Annotated in this window: 22 protein-coding genes; 5 read left to right on the top strand and 17 right to left on the bottom strand. The window is 71.3% G+C overall.

Going from position 1 to position 22,332, the window contains the following annotated elements:
• Positions 1-38: 38 nt before the first annotated feature.
• The 5 genes from LL648_RS25430 to LL648_RS25450 form a co-directional block, all read right to left on the bottom strand.
• Positions 39-671: a TetR/AcrR family transcriptional regulator gene (locus LL648_RS25430; RefSeq protein ID WP_232665234.1), complete on the bottom strand. Its 633-nt coding sequence runs from the start codon at positions 669-671 to the stop codon at positions 39-41.
• Positions 646-2,025, bottom strand: a complete 1,380-nt coding sequence (locus tag LL648_RS25435) for a protoporphyrinogen/coproporphyrinogen oxidase (RefSeq protein ID WP_232665235.1) — start codon at positions 2,023-2,025, stop codon at positions 646-648. Before LL648_RS25435 ends, LL648_RS25430 begins: the two co-directional genes overlap by 26 nt.
• 77 nt (positions 2,026-2,102) lie before the next feature.
• The gene (locus LL648_RS25440; protein WP_232665236.1) at positions 2,103-2,708 is read right to left on the bottom strand and encodes a response regulator transcription factor; all 606 of its coding nucleotides are present in this window, start codon (positions 2,706-2,708) and stop codon (positions 2,103-2,105) included.
• Positions 2,702-3,814, bottom strand: coding sequence for a GAF domain-containing sensor histidine kinase (locus LL648_RS25445; RefSeq protein ID WP_232665237.1), 1,113 nt, complete (start codon positions 3,812-3,814; stop codon positions 2,702-2,704). The genes LL648_RS25440 and LL648_RS25445 overlap by 7 nt, the downstream gene beginning before the upstream one ends.
• A 23-nt stretch (positions 3,815-3,837) precedes the next feature.
• On the bottom strand, positions 3,838-5,358 hold the full coding sequence (locus LL648_RS25450) for a class I adenylate-forming enzyme family protein (protein WP_232665238.1): 1,521 nt from the start codon (positions 5,356-5,358) through the stop codon (positions 3,838-3,840).
• 91 nt (positions 5,359-5,449) lie between these two features.
• Here LL648_RS25450 and LL648_RS25455 point away from each other — a divergent pair, with 91 nt between their 5' ends.
• Positions 5,450-6,148 (top strand): GNAT family N-acetyltransferase, encoded by a 699-nt coding sequence (locus LL648_RS25455; RefSeq protein WP_232665239.1) that lies wholly within the window; start codon positions 5,450-5,452, stop codon positions 6,146-6,148.
• 16 nt (positions 6,149-6,164) lie between these two features.
• Here LL648_RS25455 and LL648_RS25460 read toward each other — a convergent pair whose 3' ends face one another.
• Together LL648_RS25460 and LL648_RS25465 are read right to left on the bottom strand one after the other, a co-directional pair.
• Positions 6,165-7,178, bottom strand: a complete 1,014-nt coding sequence (locus LL648_RS25460) for a cation diffusion facilitator family transporter (protein ID WP_232665240.1) — start codon at positions 7,176-7,178, stop codon at positions 6,165-6,167.
• A 110-nt stretch (positions 7,179-7,288) separates the two neighbouring features.
• The gene (locus tag LL648_RS25465; protein ID WP_232665241.1) at positions 7,289-7,558 is read right to left on the bottom strand and encodes a hypothetical protein; all 270 of its coding nucleotides are present in this window, start codon (positions 7,556-7,558) and stop codon (positions 7,289-7,291) included.
• Between the two features lie 187 nt (positions 7,559-7,745).
• Here LL648_RS25465 and LL648_RS25470 point away from each other — a divergent pair, with 187 nt between their 5' ends.
• Positions 7,746-8,228 (top strand): RidA family protein, encoded by a 483-nt coding sequence (locus tag LL648_RS25470; RefSeq protein WP_232665242.1) that lies wholly within the window; start codon positions 7,746-7,748, stop codon positions 8,226-8,228.
• A 70-nt stretch (positions 8,229-8,298) separates the two neighbouring features.
• Here the strand turns inward: LL648_RS25470 and LL648_RS25475 are convergent, their stop codons facing one another.
• From LL648_RS25475 to mtnA, 6 genes are read right to left on the bottom strand one after another with little or no spacing between them, the layout of a single operon-like run.
• Entirely contained in the window at positions 8,299-8,865 is a 567-nt protein-coding gene (locus tag LL648_RS25475; RefSeq protein ID WP_232665243.1) for a GNAT family N-acetyltransferase, read from the bottom strand.
• A gap of 21 nt (positions 8,866-8,886) precedes the next feature.
• Positions 8,887-10,107, bottom strand: coding sequence for an S-methyl-5-thioribose kinase (gene mtnK / locus LL648_RS25480; protein ID WP_232665244.1), 1,221 nt, complete (start codon positions 10,105-10,107; stop codon positions 8,887-8,889).
• Positions 10,108-10,117: 10 nt separating this feature from the next.
• Positions 10,118-11,170, bottom strand: coding sequence for an ABC transporter permease (locus LL648_RS25485; protein ID WP_232665245.1), 1,053 nt, complete (start codon positions 11,168-11,170; stop codon positions 10,118-10,120).
• A gap of 2 nt (positions 11,171-11,172) precedes the next feature.
• Positions 11,173-12,675: a sugar ABC transporter ATP-binding protein gene (locus LL648_RS25490; RefSeq protein ID WP_232665246.1), complete on the bottom strand. Its 1,503-nt coding sequence runs from the start codon at positions 12,673-12,675 to the stop codon at positions 11,173-11,175.
• Positions 12,676-12,687: 12 nt separating this feature from the next.
• Positions 12,688-13,800, bottom strand: a complete 1,113-nt coding sequence (locus LL648_RS25495) for a substrate-binding domain-containing protein (RefSeq protein ID WP_232665247.1) — start codon at positions 13,798-13,800, stop codon at positions 12,688-12,690.
• A gap of 16 nt (positions 13,801-13,816) precedes the next feature.
• Positions 13,817-14,842 carry an S-methyl-5-thioribose-1-phosphate isomerase gene (mtnA, locus tag LL648_RS25500; RefSeq protein ID WP_232665248.1) on the bottom strand — a complete coding sequence of 342 codons (1,026 nt, stop codon included), beginning with the start codon at positions 14,840-14,842 and terminating at the stop codon, positions 13,817-13,819.
• Positions 14,843-14,927: 85 nt separating this feature from the next.
• Between mtnA and LL648_RS25505 the strand changes: the two genes are divergently transcribed.
• Positions 14,928-15,662, top strand: a complete 735-nt coding sequence (locus tag LL648_RS25505) for a GntR family transcriptional regulator (protein WP_232665249.1) — start codon at positions 14,928-14,930, stop codon at positions 15,660-15,662.
• A gap of 187 nt (positions 15,663-15,849) precedes the next feature.
• On the opposite strand, the gene LL648_RS25510 is transcribed toward LL648_RS25505, so the two are convergent.
• Genes LL648_RS25510 through LL648_RS25525 form a run of 4 tightly spaced genes read right to left on the bottom strand, consistent with a single transcriptional unit; the run spans position 15,850 to position 19,626 of the window.
• Positions 15,850-16,686, bottom strand: a complete 837-nt coding sequence (locus tag LL648_RS25510) for a sugar phosphate isomerase/epimerase family protein (protein WP_232665250.1) — start codon at positions 16,684-16,686, stop codon at positions 15,850-15,852.
• Entirely contained in the window at positions 16,683-17,735 is a 1,053-nt protein-coding gene (locus LL648_RS25515) for a Gfo/Idh/MocA family protein (protein ID WP_232665251.1), read from the bottom strand. Before LL648_RS25515 ends, LL648_RS25510 begins: the two co-directional genes overlap by 4 nt.
• Before the next feature lie 11 nt (positions 17,736-17,746).
• Positions 17,747-18,811 carry a LacI family DNA-binding transcriptional regulator gene (locus tag LL648_RS25520; protein ID WP_232665252.1) on the bottom strand — a complete coding sequence of 355 codons (1,065 nt, stop codon included), beginning with the start codon at positions 18,809-18,811 and terminating at the stop codon, positions 17,747-17,749.
• Positions 18,808-19,626, bottom strand: coding sequence for a sugar phosphate isomerase/epimerase family protein (locus LL648_RS25525; protein ID WP_232665253.1), 819 nt, complete (start codon positions 19,624-19,626; stop codon positions 18,808-18,810). The genes LL648_RS25520 and LL648_RS25525 overlap by 4 nt, the downstream gene beginning before the upstream one ends.
• Before the next feature lie 215 nt (positions 19,627-19,841).
• Here LL648_RS25525 and LL648_RS25530 point away from each other — a divergent pair, with 215 nt between their 5' ends.
• Positions 19,842-21,284, top strand: a complete 1,443-nt coding sequence (locus tag LL648_RS25530; protein WP_232665254.1) for an ABC transporter substrate-binding protein — start codon at positions 19,842-19,844, stop codon at positions 21,282-21,284.
• The gene (locus tag LL648_RS25535; RefSeq protein ID WP_232665255.1) at positions 21,284-22,324 is read left to right on the top strand and encodes a carbohydrate ABC transporter permease; all 1,041 of its coding nucleotides are present in this window, start codon (positions 21,284-21,286) and stop codon (positions 22,322-22,324) included. Before LL648_RS25530 ends, LL648_RS25535 begins: the two co-directional genes overlap by 1 nt.
• The last annotated feature ends 8 nt before the right edge of the window (positions 22,325-22,332 follow it).

The raw sequence follows: 22,332 nt of genomic DNA on the forward strand, positions 1-22,332 counted from the left end.
CCGCCAACGGTAGAAATCAGACGGGGCCACCGTCGTCATCACAAAGACGGATCTTCCCCGGCAGCGGCGAGCACGGCCGGCAGCCGCGTGCGGTCGGTGAGCAGCGCACCCATCGCGTACGACACCAGCTCCCCGACCTCGACGGTCGTCTCCGGGAGTGCGAGCGTGTCGAACACCGCGAGGGTGAGCCGCACGACGGACCGCGGGGTGCCGTCGGCGAACACGCCCGCCCGCTGCCCGGCGGCGACCAGTTCGGACAAATCGTCCTCGAGCCGGCCGTAGCGGCGCAGCACCGCGGCGAACGCCTCGGAGTTGCCCTGCTGCGGGCTGATCAGCAGCGAGCCGATGGAGTGCGGCGAGTCCGCGAGGTGCGTGCCGGCGGCGCGGAGCCACCGGCACATCCGCACGTCGGGCTCGGCCGGGTCGTTCAGCAGCCGCTCGGCCATGTCGGCGAGCGGGTGCACCGCGAGCCGGACGAGCGCGACGAGGATGTCGTCCTTCGAGGCGAAGTGCTTGTACAGGGTGGGCTGCTTGATGCCCACCGCCGCCGCGATGTCACGCGTGGACGTCGCCGCGTACCCGTGCGCCGCGAAGAGGCCGGCCGCCGTCCGCAGGATGTTCTCCGCCGACGGCGACCGGGTTGCGTCATACGAGGTGGGGCGCGGGCTCATGCGCGACAGTATTGCGTCGCTCCAGCCGCCGGATCATGTCCCGTCCCGCCTTGCGGCCGCTCGCGCATGCGCCGCCGGTGTGGGCGTGGCTGATGTAGTCGCCGCAGAAGACGAGGTCGGCGCGCGGCGTGTGCTGCTGCAGCACGAGGAAGTCGGCGACGGCGCGGTGGTAGCCCACGTGGAAGTAGGGGAGCATGTCGTCCCACCACGTCTCGTGGACGTCGATCACCTTGCTGTCGAACCCGTCGAACTCCCTGCGCAACACCGGCCGGTAGAAGTCGTCGACGCCGCCGGGGCCGCCGCCGCGCTCGAGGTACTCGCGCATGCCGCGGGAGTTGGCCTCGATCAACACCATCGCCTTCGCGCGGCCGGTGAGGACCTCCTCCGGCATGGTCGCGATCACCGAGAGCGGCGACTGGTGGGTGCGCGCGTACATTTCCTGCCGCGCCGGCACGGGCTCGGAGAGCTCGTAGAGCACCTTGACCGAGCGGGTGTAGCGGACCTTCTGCAGGAAGGCACGCTCCTCGGCGAGCAGGTCGGGCACGAGACCGGCGACCCGATCGCCCTGCACTGCGACGACGACGCCGTCGAACTCCTCCTCGCCGAGTGTCCCGTCGGCGTTGCGGAACCGCACGAGTCGGCCGGCGCCGGACCGCGGCACCAGCTCGGTCACCGTGGTGGCGGTGCGGACGGTCAGCCGCCTCGCCAGCTCCCGCGTCAGCTCGTGGATGCCGCCGAGGAAGGTTGCGACGCCGAGCCCTTCCCCGAGGTGCTTCGCCCACGACAGGAAGTAGGCCTTGGAGATCTCGTCGGCCGACCACGTCCAGTTCATCTCGAACATCGGGTCGGCGAAGTTGTCGACCAGGTCGGCGCCGACCGTGCGGGTCAGGTACGCCTCCATCGACTCGTCGTCGAACCGCGCCGCGGTGTGCGCGAAGTTGGCGTCGATCTCCTTGCCGGCCTCGTGGATCTCCGCGATGAGCCGGGGCAGGCGCAGCTTCGAGCGCAGGCTCAGCGCGTCGGTGGTGAACAGCTGCTCGATCGACGAGCCCGCGTCGTAGGTGTGCGAGCCGCCGTCGGCACGGTGGATCACACCGCCCTCGATGCCGGGCAGCTCGAGCACGCGGTCGCGCAGCCCGACCTCGTCGATGATCTCGTGCATGTCCGTGTAGAACGCGAAGATCGTCTCGGCACCGGTGGAGCTCTCGAAGTCGCCGCGCGACACGGCGCTCATCCGGCCGCCGGTGAAGTCCTTCGACTCGAGGACGACCACCTCGTGGCCCGCCTTGTCGAGCTCGTACGCGGCGGTCAGCCCGGCAATGCCGGAACCTACTACCGCAACCCTGTTCGCCATCCGCACCCCTCTCGTTCGGCTATCGGCTGATAGCCAACTCAGGCTATCGAATGATAGCCGAGTCTTCAAGGGGACGATCAGAGCAGCCCGTGCGCTCTGGCGTTGGTGATGACCTGCGCCCGGTTGCGGGCGTCCAGCTTGTGCATGACGTTCTGCATGTACGTCTTCACGGTGTTGATCGAGAGCCCCAGCTCGACGCCGATCTCGACGTTCGTGTGGCCGCTCGCGACCAGCCGCAGCACGTCGTACTCGCGTGGGGTGATCGGTGCGGAGGAGCGGTCGGGCGGCGTGGGGCTGAGCCGCCCGGTGCGCACGACCTCGCGCAGCGCGTCGCGCAGCGCCGCCCCGGACGCGTCCTTGACCAGCACGCCGCACGCGCCCGCCGCCAGCGTCGGAGCGACGGTGGCGTGCTCGGGGAAGGCGGTGAACAGCAGCACCTTGGCCTCGGGGACGACCGCGTGCAAGCGGGGAACCAGCTCGGCGGTGCTGACGTCGGGCAGTCGCAGGTCGAGCAGGACGACGTCGGGCCGCAGCTCGGCGCACGCCCGCACCGCGGCACCGCCACCTGCGGCGTACCCGACGACGAGGATGTCGGTGCACATCCGCAGCTGTGTCGTCACGCCGTCGCGGACGACCGGGTGGTCGTCGACGACGAGCACGCGCGTCGAGCGGCTGGTCAGCACGGCAGCCGGGCCCGCCAGGTCGTGCCGCCCGCCGGGTCGGAAGTGAGGTCGAGCGTGCCGCCGAGGCGGGCCAGCGCCTCCGCCGTGCTGGTCAGTCCGAGGCCGCGGGTCTGATCGGTCGGAAGGCCGGCGCCGTCGTCGGTGACCGCGACCGCGAGCCACGCCCGCTCGTCGCGCGCCTGCCTGCTCACCGTGACCACGACGGCGCTCGCGCGGGCGTGCCGCTCGACGTTCAGCAGCGCCTCGCGCACCCCGGCCAGCAGCACCTGACTGCGCGAGCCCGGCAGCGCCGGCGGGTCGTCGTCGAGCACGACGAGCTCGGCGGGCAGCCCGGTGCGGTCGGCGAACGCGGCGCAGTCGGCGCGCAGCGCGACCCCGAGCTCCAACGCCGCCGGTGAGGCGCGCAGCATGCGCAGCGACTCGCGCAGCGCAGACGTGGCGTCCGCGGCCTGTCGCTGCAGGCGTTCCAGCGGCGCACGCAGCTCGGGATCGGCCTGCTCGGCGAGGCTCGCCACCCCCGACCCGATCGCGAAGAGCAACGCACCGACGCTGTCGTGCAGGTCGGCGGCCATCCGCCGGCGCTCCTCGTGCACGGCGACCTCGCGCGACAGTCGGGCCCGCTCGGCCACCGATATCGCGAGGGCGGTGCTCTCCGCGACGGCGGTCGCGTGCTCGACGGCGCGGTCGCCGAATCGGCCGTCGGTGCGCACGCCGAGGGCGGCAACACCGATCACGACCCGCTCGCGGACCAGCGGCACCGCCAGCAGCCGCCGGATGCCCTCGGTGCGGATGTGCCAGTCGAAGTTGTGGGTGATCGCGCCGGAGGCGAAGTAGTCGTCGACCCAGCCCGGCCGTCCGGAGGCGTTGGTACGCCCGGTGAGACCGGTGCCGTCGGGGACGAGCAGGCCTTGCAGGACGTCGGTGCGCCCGCCGTGCAGGTGTGCCAGCACGAGCCGGTCGGGCCCGTCGGGCTCGGCGATCCAGGCGACGTCGGTCGGGTCGGCGGCCAGGGCCGCGAGGCCGGCGCGCAGCGCCGCGGCCCGGTCCAGGGCACCGACGATCTCGGAGTGGACCTGCCGCAGCGCACGCAGCTCTGCCGGCTCCATCCGTCCATCGTGCCCGCCGTGGGTCACCCCTGGAAGCTCTTGATGAGCTCGCGGCGCATCACCTTGCCCGTGGACGTCTTCGGCAGGTCGTCGACGAACCGCACCAGCCGGGGCCGCTTGTAGGCGGCGAGCCGCTCGCCGGCGAACGCGATCAGCTCCTCGGTCGTCGGGTCGGCGCCTGCGACCAGCACGACGTAGGCGCAGGCCAGCTCGCCCTTGACGGGGTCGGGCACCGGCCCGGCGGCCACCATCGCGACGGCCGGGTGCTCGGCGAGCACCCGCTCGATCTCGGCCGGATACACGTTGTAGCCGCCGGTGATGATCATGTCCTTGCGTCGGTCGACGACGAAGACGTGCCCGGTCGCGTCCATCCGCGCGATGTCGCCGGTGTGCAGCCAGCCGTCGGGCTCGATCGTCTCGGCGGTCGCCGCCGGGTTGCCGTGGTAGCCGAGCATGACGATCGGGCCGCGCACCATCAGCTCGCCGGGTTCCCCGGTGGGCGCGGAGCGGGTGACGTCCTCCAGGTCGGCGACCCGCACCTCGATGCCCGGCAACGCGACTCCGATCGAGCCGGGCACCGAAGGGGCGTGCAGCGCGTGCGTCGTGCCGAGGCCCGCGATCTCCGTCATGCCCCAGAGCTCGATCAGCGGCGCGCCGGAGCGGGCCTCCCAGCGCCGGATCGTCGAGGTCGGGATGGTCTGGCCGCCGACGGTGCAGCGGGTGAGCGACGAGAGGTCGGCCGTGGCCAGCGCCGGGTCGGCCAGCATCGTCGCGTACATGGCGGGGACGCCCTCGAAGAGCGTCGCCCGGTGCTCACCGATGAGCCGCAGCGCCTCGGCCGGGGCGAAGCGCTCCATGAGGACGACGGTGCCGCCGGCGATGAACGTCCCGTTGATCACGACGTTGCCGTAGACGTGCGGCGCCGGCAGTGCCGTGACGACGACGTCGCGCTCGTCGCGGCCGTGCATCGTCGCGGTGAGCGCGCAGTTGAGCAGCACGGCCCGGTGGCTCTGCACCGCGCCTTTCGGATGGCCCGTCGTGCCGGACGTGTAGCCGATCGTGCAGGCCGAATCGGCATCGACGGTGCCGGCCGGCGCAGGACCCGTGACCCCGAGGAGGTCCCCGAAGCCGGTGGCACCCTCCGGGACGTCGTCCCCGAACGCGACGACGGTGCGCAACGCGGGCAGGTCGCGGGTCAGCGCCACGACGCCGGCGGCCTGCTCGGCGCTCGTGAACACTGCGGCCGCGTTGCAGTCGCGCAGGACGAACGCCAGCTCCTCGGGCGTCAGCATGACGTTCACCGGGTTCACGACGGCGCCCGCGCGCAGCGCGCCGTGGTAGGCCACGACCCACTCCCACCTGTTCTGCGCGTACAGCGACACCGGCTGCCCCGGCCGGACACCCCGCTGCACGAGCGCGGCGGCGACCCGGGCCGAGAGCGCGTCCAGCTCGGTGAACGTCAGCGAGCGCGCGGCCGTGACCAGCGCCGTCTTGTTGCCGAAGCGCTCGGCCGCGCGGGGCAGGATGTCACCGGGTCCGTCCATGACGGCGATCCAAGCGCGGGCCGCGGGTCGGCGGCACACCCGAAAGGGTGTGCCGTGACGGCGCAACGGGATCGATGGGAGGATTCCCCGCATGACCGCCGCGGGCTGGCCGCACGTTGTCCGGCTCCGATCGAACGACCTGGTGTGCGTGCGCCAGGTACGTCCCGCCGATGCGGACGGCCTCGCCGACGCGTACACGAACCTCGGCGAGCAGTCGCGCTACCGGCGCTTCTTCACACTGCTCCCCGAGCTGCCCGAGTCCGTCCTGCGGGCGGCGACGGAGGTCGACCACGTCGACCACGAGGCCCTCGTCGCGGAGCCGCTGCTGCGTCCGGAGATCGTGGGGGAGTGCCGGTTCGTCCGGTCGGCGGAGCGACCCGACACCGCCGACTTCGCCGTCACCGTCGTCGACGGGTGGCAGGGCAGGGGGCTGGGCTCCGCGCTGCTGGAGCGGCTCAGCGAGCGGGCGCTCGAGCTGGGCGTCGAGTACTTCACGGCCGAGGTGCTCGCCGAGAACCGGACCATGCTCGCGATGCTCGATTCCATCGGCGCCGTGGAGACCGTGTCGCACGGCGGCACGGTCTCGGCGCGGATCGAGATCGCCGACCGCGCCGAACCAGGCGGCCAGCAGCTGCTGGTGCGCCTGCTCGCCGCGGCGGCGAGCGGTCAGGCGATGTGCGTGCCGGCGCCGTTGCGCAAGTTGATGCCGGCGATCCCCGACGACCTCGCGCACCTCGTGCTGCTGCCGGTCTCGGCTGTTCTCGGGGCGCTGACCGCCGGCCGCGGGTAACCCGTCGACAACGACGTTATGGCTGCTTTTCGGGGCCTGGAACGACCAGAACGTCGTTGTCGACGGCCACCGGCGCCTCGTGGATCTTCCCGTGCGGGTCGCGGCAGTGGTCGGCGCCGATCTGCTGGTCGGGGCCGCAGTGGTCCACCTGCAGGGTCGTGTGGGTCAGGTCGTGGCGATCGTGGAGGAGCTGCTCGACGGCCGTCTGCGCGCGGTGGCAGTCGGCCCCGTGCCGGACGATCACGTGTGCCGAGAGGGCGGGCTGGCCGGACGTGATCTCCCAGATGTGCAGGTCGTGCACCTGCGTGACGTCGGGCAGCGCGGCCAGCTCGGAGCCGATGACGTCGGGGTCGAGTCCGGCGGGGGAGGCCTCCAGGAAGATCCGCCCGGAGTCGCGGACCAGACCCCAGCCGGCCTTCGCCATCAACGCGGCGACGATGAGCGCGGCGATCGCGTCGGCGCGGGCGAAGCCGAACCACAGCACCGCGGCGCCGGCGACCGCCGTCGCGATGAACGCGTAGAGATCGTTCAGGACGTGCTGGAACGCACCCTCGACGTTCAGGCTCGCCCGGTTCGCCTTCGAGATGCACCACGTGGCAGCGAGGTTGACCACGATCCCGACCAGCGCCGTGATCAGCACCAGCGCACCCTCGACCTCGGGCGGCTCGATCAGCCGCCGGATGCCCTCGACCACGAAGAACGCGGTCAGCAGGAGCAGCGTGATGCCGTTGACCTGCGCGGAGAGGATCTCGACGCGCTTGAGCCCGAACGTGAAGTGACCGCGCGCGGGGCGTGCCGACAGGCGGATCGCGACGAGCGCCAACGCGATCGCGGCGGCGTCGGTGAGCATGTGCCCGGCGTCGGAGATCAGCGCGAGCGAGCCGGCGATGAAGCCGACGACGACCTCGGCCGCCATGAACGCGAGGATCAGCGCTAGCGCGATCCCCAACCACTTGCGATCGGTGTCGGCGCTGAGGGCGTGCCCGTGCCCATGCCCGTGTCCCTGACCGTGCCCATGTCCCTCACCCACGTATCGGATCGTATGGCGACATGCGCATGTGTGCAATCCAATCGCGGCCCGGGAAACACATCGGGGCCCGGCACGTGGTGTGCCGGGCCCCGATGGACGTGGGGAGCGGGTCAGATCGCCTGAACGCCCGCCGGTGTGAGCTGAGCAGGTACGCGCTGCGTGATGGGAACTTCGACGACCGGACCGATCAGACCTGCCTTGACCAGCCGGTGCGCTGCGGCCTGGTCGCAGCAGAAGCGGCCGTCGATGTAGAGGTCCGGCTCGGCGCCCCATACGAACTCGGCGGTGCCGTTGACCACGGCTCGCAGGATCGCCCGGTCGCGCGCGCTCAGCTGCTGCGCGACCGGCTGGATATCGATCGGTTCGACCTCGACAGTCATGGTCCGACTCCTCGTCCCACCAGGTTCCCGTGCTGTCACCCATGACAGCGCATCCGACGGTAAAGGTGGCGCAGGACACGGTCCAGGAACTTAGGAAAGACCTGAGGTTCACCGTAGGAACCTCTCAGCAACCCCGGAGCCTACGATCGTGATCACCAGGATTCCGTCGATCGACAGGAGCATCGCCGTGAGCACAGCGGAGACCACCGAGCAGCGCCTCGCCCGGCTGGGCATCGAGCTGCCGGAGGCCCCGGTGCCCGTTGCCGCCTTCAAGCCGTTCATCCGCACGGGCTCGACCGTGTACGTGAGCGGTCAGATCGCCACCGACGCCGACGGCAAGCTCGTCTCGACCGGGAAGCTCGGCGCCGAGATCGACGTCGCCGGAGGTCAGGAAGCTGCGCGGGCGTGCGCGCTGAACCTGCTCGCGCAGCTGCGGGCGGCTGCGGGCTCGCTCGACAACGTCGCCCGGATCGTCAAGCTGACGGTGTTCGTCGCGAGCACCCCCGACTTCGCCCAGCAGCCGCAGGTCGCGAACGGGACGTCCGAGCTGCTCGTCGAGGTGTTCGGCGAGGCGGGCGCGCACGCCCGCTCGGCCATCGGGGTGGCGTCGCTGCCGCTGAACACGCCCGTCGAGATCGAGGCGATCGCGGAGCTCACCGCCGACGCGTGACGAACTTCCCCACCGTTTTGCCAACCTGCACGCCGTTCAGGGTGTGCAAGTAGGCAAAACGGTGGGGAAGTTACTCGTCGGGTGGTGGGGTGACCTCGTCGGCGGGGCCGTCGAGGTCGGCGCTGCGCAGCCGGTAGACCTGCAACGTCAACCCGAAGTACTTCTCGGTCTCGCCGACCCACTCCATGCCGCTGCGCTGGACGGTCGCGGCGGCGCGGGTGTTCCCGGGCCGGACGACGGCGAAGATCTCGTCGATCTCCTGCGTGAACGCCCAGTGCGCGATGGCGTGGGTGGCTTCGCTGGCGTACCCCTTGCCCCATTCCTCCGGGTCGACCTGCCAGCCGACCTCGAGGTCCTCGCCGCCGGGCGGCAGCGGTAGCAGGACCGCCCCGCCGACCAGTCGCTTGTCGTCGCGGCGCTCGATCGCCCACCGCCCGTTGGGCGGGCGCATCCGCTCGGCCTCGGCGATCCAGCCCTGCAGCACCAGCCGCATCGCACCGACGTCGTTCACATGATCCATCGCCGGTGAGAGCCACCGCGCGACGTCGACGCTGCCATAGACGCGCAGCGCGTCCTCGGCGTCGTCGATGCGCCACGGTCGCAGCACGAGCCGTTCGGTCGGGATCTCCGGAGCCACCCCCGCATCGTAGGCCGGCAATCACCCCGTGCGCGTGGAAACGATCACCTCACCGGCGATCTCCTGCGCGCGTTTCGGCTCGGCGTCGGCGTGTCGTTCGCGCACCCAGCGCCGTGCCGTCCGCAGCACCCCGCGGGCGGCGCCCTCGCGCAGCTCCGCCGGCAGGGTCTCGATGTCGGTGGTCTTCGCGAGCCCGACGATCCGGCGGGTCATCTTGGCCGCGGCGAAGAGCCACGCCTCCGAGCGCCAGGTGGCCAGCAGGTGCTCGCGCAGGTCGTCGCGGAACATCCGGGGGTCGACCCGACCCTCCCACGCGCCGCGGAAGCCCGCCTCGAACGCCGTCCACGTCTCGCCGCAGAGCCCGAGCGCCCACGCGGCGCGGTCGTCGTCGCCGAGCGCGGTCGCCCGGGCAGCGGCGATGACGTAGTTCGCCCAGAGCGCACCGAGGTCGAACGCGACCGGCCCGTAGAACGCGAACTCCGAGTCGAACGCCTTGGCCGAGTCGGCCACGCCGTTGGTGCTGCGCACCATCACCGAGCCGGTGTGCAGGTCGCCGTGCACGAGCGCCTCGGCGCGGGTCATGAACGCCCACTTCGCCCGACCGATCTCGGCGACCATCTCCTGGTCGGCGGCCAGCTCGGCGGCGTCCCGCTCGTTCGCCGGCAATACGCTGTTGCGCCCGGCGTCGACGTACGGCTCGGTGAAGACGAGGTCCTCGGTGATGAGGCACAGCTCCGGGTTGACGGCGCCGGCGAGCGTGCGGGCACGCTCGCCGGCGTCCATCCCGATCACGGACGTCCCGAACGCCACCGCGGCGACGTAACGTCCCATGGCTGCGGCAACCCCTTCGTGCCGCAGCCCGTCGTTGAGCGCTGTGCGCCACACCGTGTGATCGGAGAGGTCCTCGATGGCCAGCACGAACCGGTCGGGGTCGTAGTCGAGCAGTTCGGGCACCAGCCCCGGCGCGAGCGTGCCGTGCAGCCGCAGCGCCTCGGCCTCGTGCCGCGCGCGGTCCGGCGTGAGCGCCCAGCTCGGCCCGACCAGCCGGACGTACGGCAGCGCCTGCTTCAGGACGAGCCCACGCCCGGCCGCGTCGGCCAGCACGAACACCAGGTTGAGGTTGCCGTCGCCGATCTCGCGCACCGACACCAGCGCGTCGGGGTCTATCCGCCCGGCCAGCGCGGGCCTGCTCCGCAGGTGCTCGGCCGCCGTCTCCGGCGTGAGCAGGGCGTACTCGGTCATCCCGCCTCCCTCAGATGACGGCCGCCGGCGCGTACCGGGACCGGCGCCGGGACATGGTGAACGAGAACAGCAGCGCGAGCAGCAGGACCAGGCCCTTCACGATGTCCTGTGCGTAGTACGGGAATCCCTTGATCGTCAGCCCGGTGATCAGGATCCCGACGAGCACCGCGCCCAGCACCGTGCCCCACGCGTTCGGCTTGCCCAGCCCCAGCACCGACGTGCCGACCAGCGCCACCGCCACCGCGTCGAGCAGCAGCGAGTTGCCCGCGCTGATGTCGCCCTGCCCGATCCGAGAGGCCAGGATCAGCCCGCCGAGCGCGGCGAACACCCCGCACAGGACGTAGGCGAGCGCGCGGTAGCGCCCCACCCGCACGCCGGCCAGGCGCGACGCCTCCGGGTTGGCACCCACCGCGTACATGAGCCGGCCCCAACGGGTCCTCGTGAGGAAGAACCAGGTCGCTACGGCGAGCACGCCGACGATCACCACCGGCACCGGGACGGGGCCGAGGAATGCGCGGTCGATCGCGAGGAAGTCGGGGGTGAACCGCCCACGCGCCAGGCTGCCGTCGCGCAGCGTCATCCCCGACGAGACGGACTGCCCGTCGACGGGCACCAGCTTGAGCCCCATCACGACGAACATCGACGCCAGCGTCGCGAGCAGGTCGGGGATCTTCAGCACCACGATGAGCAGCGCGTTCACCGCCCCGATGAGCGCACCCGCGAGCAGCACGAGCGCGATCGCGACACCGCCGACCTGCGCGTAGATGACCATCGTCATCGCGGAGATCGTGACCGACATGCCGGCCACCGCCCCGACGGAGAGGTCGAGGCCGCCCACCACCATCGTCAGCGTCACGCCGAGCCCGAGGATCGCCACCACCGAGGCGAACTTCAGCATCGAGAACAGCGTGCTCGGCTGTCGGAAGCTCTCCTCGGTGCCCGCGAAGTAGACGAACAGCGCGACCGTGATGGCGATGAAGCCGTACCGGACGGCGACCTCGCGCCAGCCGGCCCTGGCAACCGGATTCCCAGCCGGATTACCCGCCGCGTTCTCGTCGGCCACTCTCAAGCCACCTCCGCCATCGTCGAGACGATCTGGTCGCGGGTCACGGTCGAGGTGTAGGCGTCGAGCCGTGGGCGGCCCTCGACCAGCACGATCACCCGGTCGGCCACCTCGAGGACCTCATCGACGTCGGACGCGAGCACCAGCGCCGCCGAACCGCCTGCGGCCAGCTCGCGCACGCGCCGCGACAGGTCGTGCCGGGCGCCGATGTCGACGCCCCGGAACGGCTCGTCGAGCACCATCACCCGCGGCTGCCCGCGCAACCAACGGCCCACCACGACCTTCTGCTGGTTGCCGCCCGACAGCGCGTCGACGCGCTGTGTCGCCGCCCGCGCGACCACGTCGAACCGCTCGATCACAATGCGCCCGTCGGCGCGTTCCTGCGCGGAGCGCAGCACCCCGCGCGGCGAGACCGCGCGCAGGAACGGCAACGACGCCGTGCGCGCGATCGACCAGCCCGGCAGCATCGCCTGCGCCGCGCGGTCCTCCGGCACCAGGTACACCTCGCGCGCGACGGCCTCCGCGGGGGAGCGGGGACCGTACGACGTCCCGTCGAGCCGCATCGAGCCGACCGCGAACGGCTGCCCGCCGAAGATGCCGTGCGCGAGCTCGCTCTTGCCGGCGCCCAGCAGCCCGATCACGCCGGTCACCTCGCCGGCCCGCAGGTCGAGGTCGAACGCCGGGCTCTCGGTGAACAGCCGCACTCCGCGCAGCTCCAGCACCACCTCGGTGCCGCGGTGCTCGGTGCGCTCGGCGAGCTGCCGCGCGCCGCGGTCGCCGAGCATGTCGTGCATCGCCGCCGGCCAGTCGTACGGCCTGGCCTGCTCGGATCGGACGCTGCCGTCGCGCAGCACCGCGATCCGGTCGGCGAGCCGTTCGATCTCGCCGATCCGGTGCGACACGTAGATGATCGCGACGCCGCCCGCGCGCAGCGCCTCCACCACCGTGAACAGCCGTTCCGCCTCAGCCGCCGAGAGCGCCGACGTCGGCTCGTCCAGCACGAGCAGCCGCGGCTCGCGCGAGAGCGCCCTCGCCAGCAGCACCAGCTGCTGGTCGGCGATCCCCAGCTCGTGAACGTCGCGGCGCAGCACATCGTCCGGCCAGTCGAGGCCGAGCCCCGCCGCGACCGACCTGGCGGCGGGCAGCAGGCTGCGCAGCGACCCGACCAGCGGCAGCTCGCGCTGGGCGATCCGCTCGAACAGCAGGTTCTCCGCCACCGTCAGACCGGGCACCACACCCTCGTCGATGCGCTGGTGCACCGTCTCGATGCCCGCGGCGCGGGCGTCGAGCGGGCCGGCGGCCACCAACGGCCGGCCGTCGATCGTGATCGTGCCCGACTGCAGCGGGTGCACCCCGGACAGCACCTTGATCAGCGTCGACTTGCCCGCACCGTTCGCGCCCATGAGCGCGAGCACCTCGCCGGCGTCGACGTCGAGGCTGACCCCGCGCAGCACGACGTTGTCGCCGAACGAGTGCCGCACGTCCTGGAGCGAAACGGTTGCCATGTCCGTGGTCTCTTAGAAGCTGACCACGGGGATCCAGTCGGCCGTCGAGACCGTGGTCATGTTCAGCTCGGGGATCGCCTTGCGCAGCTCGGCCAGGTTCTTGATCTGCTTCTCCAGCAGGAACTCCTGCGTGACGAGGGTGCCGGGGAACACCACCTCACGCGACGTCAGCGCCTTGGCGAGCTCCAGCGCGGTCGTCCGGACGACAGCGGCGCCGATCGCGTTCGGGTCGGTGGTCGCGGTGGCGACCCACGGGCTGCCGGGCGCGGTCATGATCTCGATGTCCGCCGCGGAGATGTCCACGCCGTAGATCTTGATCTCGCCCTCCCGGCCGTTCTGCCGGACCGCCGAGACCGTGCCCTTCGTGAGCTCGTCGTACGGCGCGAAGATCGCGGAGATGCCCGGCGTCGCCTTCAACGCGGCGTCGACCAGCTGCGCGTTGTCCGTCGCGACCGCGTTGGTGAACTTGCCGACGAAGAAGCGCTGGTCCCAGCCGTTCTCGGCGACCGCCTTCTCCCACACCGCGTGGCGGCGGTCGAGCGGCGCGATGCCCAGCACGTTGACGTACCCGACGGGCTGGCCCTTGCCGACGTCGGTGGCCATCTTGCCGAGGATGAGCCTGGCGAGGTCGGCGTCGTTCTGCGCGGTCTCGACCGCCTTCGGCGCACACGCGCTGATCTCGACGTCGTAGATCACGACCGCGATGCCGGCGTCGAGCGCGTCGTTGATCAGCGGGCACATCGTGTCGGACTGCCCGTGGTCGACGATGATCGCCTTGACGCCCGATCCGATCGCCGTCTGCATGTCCGTCGCCTGCCGGGCGTTGTCGGCCTGCGCGTCGTAGACCTGCATGTCGATCTTCAGGGCGGAGGCCTGCTGGCGTGCGCCGTTCGTCCACTGCTGGAAGTAGTCGCCCGCGCCGCTGTTCTGCACCAGCGCGATCTTGACGGGCTGGCCGGTGTCGAACGGCGCCGGCGCAGGCCCCTTCGCCGCCTGGACGCCTGCGGTCTCGCTGGGGGACGCGCCCGGCGCCGGTTCCGGGCCGAGGTCCTGCGAGCAGGCCGCGAGCAGCAACGTGAGCACGGCGAGGGCGGCGAGTCGGGTTCGGGCGAGCGGTGTCTTCATTGACGGTCCTCTCAGCTCAGCTGGCCAGCATGTCGGGGGTGGACTTGGGCTCGACGACACCGCGTTCGGTGACGACCGCGTCGATCAGGCGGGCCGGGGTGACGTCGAAGGCGGGGTTGAACGCGCGGCTGCCGACCGGGGCGCTGGGCACGCCGGCGAGCGCGAGGACCTCCTCGGCGGCCCGCTCCTCGATCTCGATGCCGCCGCCGTCGGGGGTGGCGAGGTCGACCGTCGACCACGGCGCGGCGACGATGAAGGGCACGCCGGCGTCGGCGCAGGCGAGCGCGAGCCCGACCGAGCCGACCTTGTTCGCGGTGTCACCGTTCGCGGCGATCCGGTCGGCGCCGATCAGGACGGCGTCGACGAGCCCGCGCAGGATCGTGCCCGCCGCGGCGCTGTCGGCCTGCACGACGTGGTCGATCCCGTCGCGATCCAGCTCCCACGCGGTGAGCCGGGAGCCCTGCAGGAGCGGCCGGGTCTCGTCGACGTGCACCATCTCGACCTGGCCGCGGACGTGCAGCTCGCGGACGATGCCGAGCGCGGTGCCCCACGCCGTCGTCGCGAGGAACCCGGTGTTGCAGTGGGTGAGCAGCCGCAACGGTCGACGGGTGGTGTGGGCGAGCAGCCAGTCGGCGCCGTTCGCCGAGAGCTTCCGGTTGGCCGCCTCGTCCTCGGTGAGCACCGCGCGGGCCTCGGCGAGCACGGCGGCGTGCCCGGCGCTGCGGTGGGGGAGGACGCGGTCGACGCCCCAGGCCAGGTTGACCGCCGTGGGGCGGGCGGTGCGCAGGCGATCGATCTCGCGCAGCGTGCGCTCGTCGTCCCAGCCCTCGCGTTCGCCCTGGGCCAGCGCGACGGCCACCCCCAGCGCGCCGACGGCGCCCAGCGCGGGCGCGCCGCGCACGGCGAGCGTCCGGATGGCGTCGACGAGCGCGTCGACCGTCGCGGCGTCGAGGTAGACCTCCTCGGCGGGCAGCCGGGTCTGGTCCAGCAGCCGGACCGCGGGCACCGCCCCGTCGAGCCAGGTGACTGACCTCGCCGTCATGAAGCGCCTCCGGATTGTCAGTCGTCCTACGACTTGCCGAACGTAGGGAAGTTGTAGGACGACTGTCAACCGTTAGGATCGCGGCGTGACGGTCTCGACCCCGCTGGGCGGGCGCACATCGCTGTCGCGTCGGCTCGCCGAGGAGCTGCGCTCGCGGATCATGTCCGGCGAGTTCGCCCCCGGAGCCCGGCTACCCAGCGAGGCCGAGCTGGTGCGGCGCTACCAGGTCTCCCGCGTGACCGTCCGGACGGCGTTGCGGACGCTGGAGGCGCAGGGCCTGGTGGACGTCCGCCACGGCTCCGGCTCGTTCGTCAGCGACTTCGGCGCCGGGATCCGCGCGGGGTTGCAGGAGCTGCGCTCGATCAGCGAGACCATCCGCGAGATGGGCCACGAGCCCGGCATGGAACGGCACTCGGCGATCCGCCGGCCCGCGACCGTGGTGGAGGCCGGCAAGCTCGGAATCGGTGCGGGTGCGGGCGTCTTCGCGGTGGAGCGCATGATCCTCGCCGACGGACAGGCCGTCGCGTTCTCCTACGACGTGATCCCGCTCGCCGGCTTCCCACCCGAGCTGGTCGACCAGCTCGGCACCGGCAGCCTCTTCGCCACCCTCGCCGAAGCCGGCACCATGCCCGCCCGTGCGCTCGCCGAGGTGCACGCCATCAGCGACGAGACGATCGGCTGGGGGCCGCAACGGCCCGACCCCGGCCTCTACGTCCTGCTCGACCAGGTGCACTTCAGCCGCCGCGGGAGCGCGGTGGCGTACTGCCGCACCTACTTCGTCGAGGGCCGGTTCCAGTTCGTGGTGCTGCGGACGAACTGACGACGGCCGGCGGGCGGAAGCCCGGCGGCCGCCGGCGAAGCGCGTCTGGGGGAGGGCAGGAAAGCCACTTTCAGGCCCTCACAGGGCAGGAAAGTGGCTTTCCTGCCCTCCCAGGGCGGGCTGCGGGCGGGGTGGGTGTGCCGGGAAAGTGGCCTTCCTGACGTCGCCCAGGCGGCGGGGACCGTCGTCAGCCCGTGAGCTCCCTCAGGTACGCGAGGTTGTCGATAACGCGCTCCGCTTGCGGCGCGTCGGTGGAGAAGTCCTCCACCGACACCCAGCCGTCGTAGCCGATCTCCTTCAGCGAGTCGAAGAGGAGCTGGTAGTTGCCCACCCCGTGCCGCATGGGTGTCCAGCCCCACTTCCAGTCGGTGTGGTTGCCGGCGTCGGTGGCGGTCGGGATCGCGTTCTTGACGTGCACGTGGGCGAGGTGCTCGCCGAGGATCTCCAGGCTCCACGGGAGGTGCTCGTAGCCCTCGATGAGCATGTTGCCGATGTCGTGGATGACGCCGACGTGCGCGGGGTCGAGGCCCTCCACGAACCGGGCGGCGGCCGACGCGCTGGAGACGAGCGTCTGGTGGTGCAGCTCGATCAGCGCTTTCACCCCGTAGGTGCGGGAGAGGTCGGCGACGGCGGCGTACTCCTTGCGCCGCTGCTCGAACGTCGCGCGGTAGCCCTCGGGGCCGGGCTTGCCGACCTGCACGCGCATCTGCGGCGCGCCGACCGCGGCGGCGCCGCGCATCAGCGACTCGACGGCGTGGAGGTCGTCGCAGCGCGCGTACGCCCCGATCGAGGGCACCGCGAGCCCCGCTGCGTCGGAGATCTCCTTGATCCGCGGCGCGTCCTGCTCGAACGTCGAGGCCGGCCACGTGCACTTGTTCCCGACCCAGAACCCGATGCTGCCGTCGCCTTCCTGCTGGTCGACGACCCGCCACTCGATCCCGTCCCAGCCCTGCGCCGCGAGCGTGGTGGCCGCCTCCTCAGGCGTCCACTCCGGGAGGCTGCAGGTGAAAACGGCGAACTTCATACGCTCAGCTCCTTGATCGTGACGGGCCGGCCGGCTTCGGCCGAGGTGTAGATCGCGCGGATCACGGCGAGCGTGCGTGCCGCCGTCTCCACGGTGACCAGCGGTGGCCTGCCGTGCTCCACCGCGTCCAGGAAGTCCTCGAACTGCTCGGAGTGCGACGTCGTCCGGTCGACGGGCGCCGCGGCCGCGATCCGCTCCTCGGCCTGGTTGCCGCCGCCGGCGACGCCGTGCGCGCGGATCTCGTCGCCGTCGCCGGCGGCGTGGAAGTACGCGAGCTGGTTGTGGTCGATCACGGCCGAGCCGCGGTCGCCGTGCACCTGCACCCGTGTCGTGAGCCCGGGGTACGCGGCCGTCGTGCCGTGCACGATGCCGAGCGCGCCGCTCGCGAACCGCACCGTCGCCACCGCGGTGTCCTCCACGGCGATCCGCTCGTGCGCCAGCAGCCCGGTGTAGGCGAACACCTCGACCGGCTCGCCCAGGAACCAGACCAGCAGGTCGAGCGTGTGGATGCCCTGGTTCATGAGCGCGCCGCCGCCGTCCATCTCGACGGTCCCGCGCCAGTCGCCCGAGTCGTAGTAGGCCTGGCTGCGCCACCACGGCATCAACGCCATCCCGGACGTGACGGTGCCGAAGCTGCCCGCGGTGAGGGCCTCGTGCACGACCCGGCTGGCCAGGTCGTGCCGGTGCTGGCTGATCACCATCGCCGTCCGGTCGCTCCGCCGCTCGGCATCCAGCACGCGCCGGGCGGCGTCGAGGTCGACGTCGAGCGGCTTCTCGATGATCACGTGCTTGCCGGCGTCGAGCACGGCGACGGCGGCGTCGGAGTGCATCCCGCTGGGCGTGCAGATGGTCACGGCGTCGACGTCGTCCCGCGCCAGCACCTCGTCCAACGAGGTGGACGCATCCACGCCGTGCTCGTCGGCGATGGCGCGCGCCCGCTCCTCGACCGCGTCGACGGCGACGACCAGCTCGGCGCGTGGCGCCAACGCCTTGATCGTCCTGGCGTGCACGGCGCCGATGACGCCGCAGCCCAGTACTGCGAACCGCATAGCTGTCCCTCCTACTGCTCGGGCAGGTTCAGGCGTGGGGTGGTGCGCGGAGCCGCGCTGGTGTCGCGCACCCGTAGCTCCATCCGGGCGTAGCGGGGTTCGCTGTCCTGTCCGACCGTCATGAGTCGCTCCAGCATCTCCCCGCCCAGCCGGCCCAGCTCCTCGCGCGGCACGGCGACCGTCGTGAGGTTGGTGTGCGTGACGCGGTCGAGCGAGATGTCGTCGAACCCGATCATCGTCATGTCCCGCGGCACCCGCACGCCCAGCTCGCGCATCCGGGCCAGCGCGCCGAGCGTGATCAGGTCGTTGTAGCCGCAGACGGCGGTGACCTCGGACCGGAGGACATCGCCGATCGCCTCATAGCCGTGCTCGCTGGTCGAGCCGCACGGCACCACGGTGATCTCCAGCCCGAACGCCTTCGCCGTGTCGAAGGCGCGGACGCGCTCGGAGTTCGCCCACGACGCCGCCGGCCCGCTCAGGTAGGCGACCTTCCGGTGCCCGAGCTGTGCGAGGTGCCCGCAGACCATCGTCATCGCGCCGACGAAGTCGACCGAGATCGACGGGATGGTGAGGCCGGGCACGACCCGGTTGACCAGCACGACCGGGTGGTCGCGGGAGGTCAGCTCGGCGATCTCGGTGCGGTCCATGCGTGGCGAGCAGAGCAGGACGCCGTCGCAGCTGCGCATCAGGTCCTCGACGAGCTCGCGCTCGGCGCTCGGGTCCTCGTCGGACTCCATGACCATCATGCGTCGCCCGTGTGTCCGCGCGACCGCGGAGACGCCTTTCAGCACGTCGGGGAAGTACGGGTTGGACAGGTCGGGCACCAGCACGCCGATCGTGCCCCATTCACCGCGGGCGAGCCCCTGGGCTGCGGCGTTGGGTCGGTAGCCGAGCTCGCGGACGGCCGAGTTGACGCGGTCGGCAAGCGCCGGGTCGACCTTGGCGGTGCCGTTGAGCACCCGGGAGACGGTCGCGGGGGAGACCCCGGCCGCCGCGCCGACGTCGGTGATCGTGACGCGCACCGGCCGCTGCGCCCGCGGTGGGCGCACCGTCACCTCCGGCAGGTCCTGCGTCATGCCGGCACGTGCTGCGGGGCGAGCAGGGACCGCAGGTGCGCGAGGTCGCGCGTCACCGCCTCGACCGGGTCGGGGTTGGTGTAGTGCACGTGAAGCGAGAGCGCGCCGGCGTACCCGCGTTCCCGCAGCGTGGCGAGCACATCCGGCCACGGCACGACACCGCCGTCGGTGAACGGCTGCCAGTCGCACGTCCATCCGGCCGGGCCCTCGCGCCACGCCGAGTTCTTCACCCCGATGCAGACGATCCGCTCGCCGAGCAGGTCGAGGTGCAGCGGCCAGCTCTCGCTGCCCTCCTTGGACTGGTTGCCCGGATCGGCGTAGACCCCCGGGCCGTCGGTCCCGTCGGCTCCGTCGAGGTCCGCCAGCAGCCGCAGCGCCAGCGCCGCGGACGGGTGCACGGTGCCGTGGTGCAGCTGCAGCACCGGGCGCACGCCGTGGCGGGCCGCTGTGTCGACGAGCGCCGCGAGGTCGCGCCGCGCGGTGTCGAGGCAGCGCTGGTAGCCGAGCGCGGCGTCGTATCGGAAGAACCCGAGCCGCACGAGGCCAACTCCGGCGTCGGCGCAGGCGCCGAGCACGCGCTCGGCGTCGGCGCCCGGCTCGACCAGGTCGGTCGTGACGATGTCGAGATCCGCGCCGTTCGAGCGCAGCGCGGCGGCGACCTCGCCGATCCGTTCCGGCTGCGCCGGCGTGACGGTGTGCCCGTCGCGGACGACCAGGTCGGCGCCGTCGGCGCCCACCTCGACGACGGCGTCGGCGAGCCGCTCGACGGTCATCGGGCCGAAGGGCTTCGTGAAGGCCAGTACGCGCACGGTCACCTCTGTCGGGGGTGGTACAGCCGAGACATCAGACAAGAAAGCGTTTGCTGGAGGCAGTGTTACACGACCACCAGCGGTACGCACGGTTGTGAAATCGCTTTCAAGAGCCCCTTGTGGGGGACAGGCCTTGGCGTTACGGTCACGTTCCACGTAAGCGCTTTCGTTCCCGAGCTCGGCCCCCACCAGGAGGCTCCATGTACGCACATCGTCGTGCCGTGACGGCGGTCGTGATGCTCCTTCTCACTGCCTTGCTGGCAACGGCCTGCGGCTCCGGTTCCGGGGGCGGTGGCGGTGACGGGAAGGTCACGCTGCGGATCTGGGACTTCTCGATGGAGCAGGTCGACTTCCACAAGAAGGTCGCCGAGAAGTACAACCAGGAGAACCCGAACGTCACCATCGAGTGGCGGGCGATCACGCAGGACGAGTACAAGAAGACGCTCCCGCTGGCGTTCCAGAGCCGCCAGGCGCCGGACATCTTCTACTGGAGCGAGAGCAACATGGCGCGCCAGTCGCTGCTGCTCGAGCAGGGCTGGATCGCGCCGCTGAACGGCGGCGAGCCGCTGCCGCAGGACGTGGTGTCGCGCTGGCCGGCCGGCTCGTTCATCGAGGGCATCAACACCGCCGAGGGCAAGGCCTACAGCTTCCCGTTCACGGAGAACCTGTTCTGGGGCCCCGGCTACATGTTCATGAACAACCAGGTCTTCCAGCAGGCCGGGCTCGACCCCGCCAACCCGCCGAAGACCTGGTCGGAGCTGGAAGCGACGTGCGCCAAGATCGTCGCGGCCACCGAGGCCGAGTGCATCGCGGCGCCGAAGAAGGGCAACCAGTTCCAGCGGCTGTGGCACGCGCTGACCGGCGGCACGATGTCGAACCTGTTCTTCGACTACAAGAACGGCAGGTTCTCCCTCGACGACCCGAAGATGCTGGAGACGTTCGCGTTCGTCCAGAAGCTCGAGAAGTCGGGCTACCTCACGCCGGGTTCGATCGACCAGAACTTCGCACGGCAGCAGTTCGCCGCGAACGGCGCGGCCATCTACATGGACGGCACCTGGATGCCCAGCGTGTGGGCCACCCAGGGGTTCACGTCGGACAAGTACAGCGTCGCGGCGCACCCGAACCCGGATGCCGGCCCGACCGGGGCGCTCGTGCGCGAGCCGTCCCAGAACGTGTACTGGGTGAGCTCGCAGAGCGCCGCACCGGACGCCGCGTGGAAGTTCATGGAGTGGATGACCAGGCCTGACGGGTTCTTCGTGCAGGAGTACTACAAGAACGGGTTCGGCACGCTGGCCTTCGCCGACAGCAAGAAGCTCGTCACCGACCCGGCGCTGAAGAAGATCATGGAGATCGCGGAGACGCCGGGCTTCCGGGCGAACATCCCGCTGCCCATCCTCAAGTGCCCCGACATCGCGAAGTCCAAGGCCTACTCCGAGGCCGCCTCGCAGCGGCCCGACGCTGAGTACGAGGCGATGCTGCAGGCATTGGCGGACAACAGCCCGCTGCAGCCGCTGGCGGCCGGGGTCGTCGCGACCCGGCAGAAGGCCTTCGAGGACAAGCTGGCCGCGGAACAGGCGTCCGGGCTGAAGGTCTCGAAGGACTGCTACACCTTCCCCGACTGGGATTACCGCACCGACTACGGCCTCGACAAGTACACCGGCTGATGGTCGCTCCGATCGATCAGGTCGCCCCCACGACACCCCCGGTCGCGCCGTCCCAGCGGCGCGGCCGGGGTGCCCGACCCCGGATCCGGGCCCGATCAGGACCGAGCGGCGTCGGCGCCTCGGAGAACCGCGAGCGGGCTCGCGGGCTCGACCGGCTGTGGATCGTGCTCTTCCTGGCCCCGTTCTTGCTGCTCTACCTGGGCTTCACCCTCTGGCCGCTGATCGCGACCGTGTACTACTCGTTCTTCGACTGGTCGGGCATGGGACCGATCGACGACTACGTCGGCGGCGAGAACTACGGCAGCGTGCTCACCGACGACCTGTTCTGGCTGGCGGTGGGCAACACGTTGCTGTTCGCCGTGGCCACCACGGTGATCAAGCTGCCGCTCTCGCTGATCGCGGCGATCGTGCTCACCCGCACGTGGCTGCGCGGCAAGCGGATCTTCCGCACGATGTTCTTCGCGCCGCTGATCATTCCGGTCGCGATGGCCGGGCTGATCTTCACGTACCTGCTCAACCCGTCCAACGGCGCGCTCAACTCGATCCTGCGCGACCTCGGGATCGTCGAGCGCTCGTTCGACATCTTCGCCAACCGCTGGTCGGCGATGCTCGCGATCGTGCTGGTCTCGGTCTGGCAGATCTTCGGCCAGTACATGATCTACTGGATGGCCGCGTTGCAGAACGTGCCCGACGAGATCTACGAGGCGGCCGACCTCGACGGCGCCACCGAGTGGCAGAAGCTCACACGCATCACGCTGCCGATGATCCGCCCGGTGGCCGTGGTGATCCTGCTGCTCGCGCTGGTCAACGCGATGCACGTGTTCGGGCTGGTGGTCACGCTCACCGGCGGCGGCCCCGGGACCAGCACATACGTGATGTCGTACTACATCTACCAGGAGGCTTTCGCCACCGTGCCGTTCGACTACGGGTACGCGTCTGCGGCCGCGCTGCTGTTCTCCGTGCTGGCGTTCATCCTGGTCACCGGCCAGGGGTTCTTCGTGCGGCGCGCCCAGCGCGTGCGCGACGAGTACGGCGTCTGATGGCGACG

Origin of the sequence: Pseudonocardia sp. TRM90224 (assembly GCF_021245725.1) — a bacterium.
Lineage (GTDB): Bacteria > Actinomycetota > Actinomycetes > Mycobacteriales > Pseudonocardiaceae > Pseudonocardia.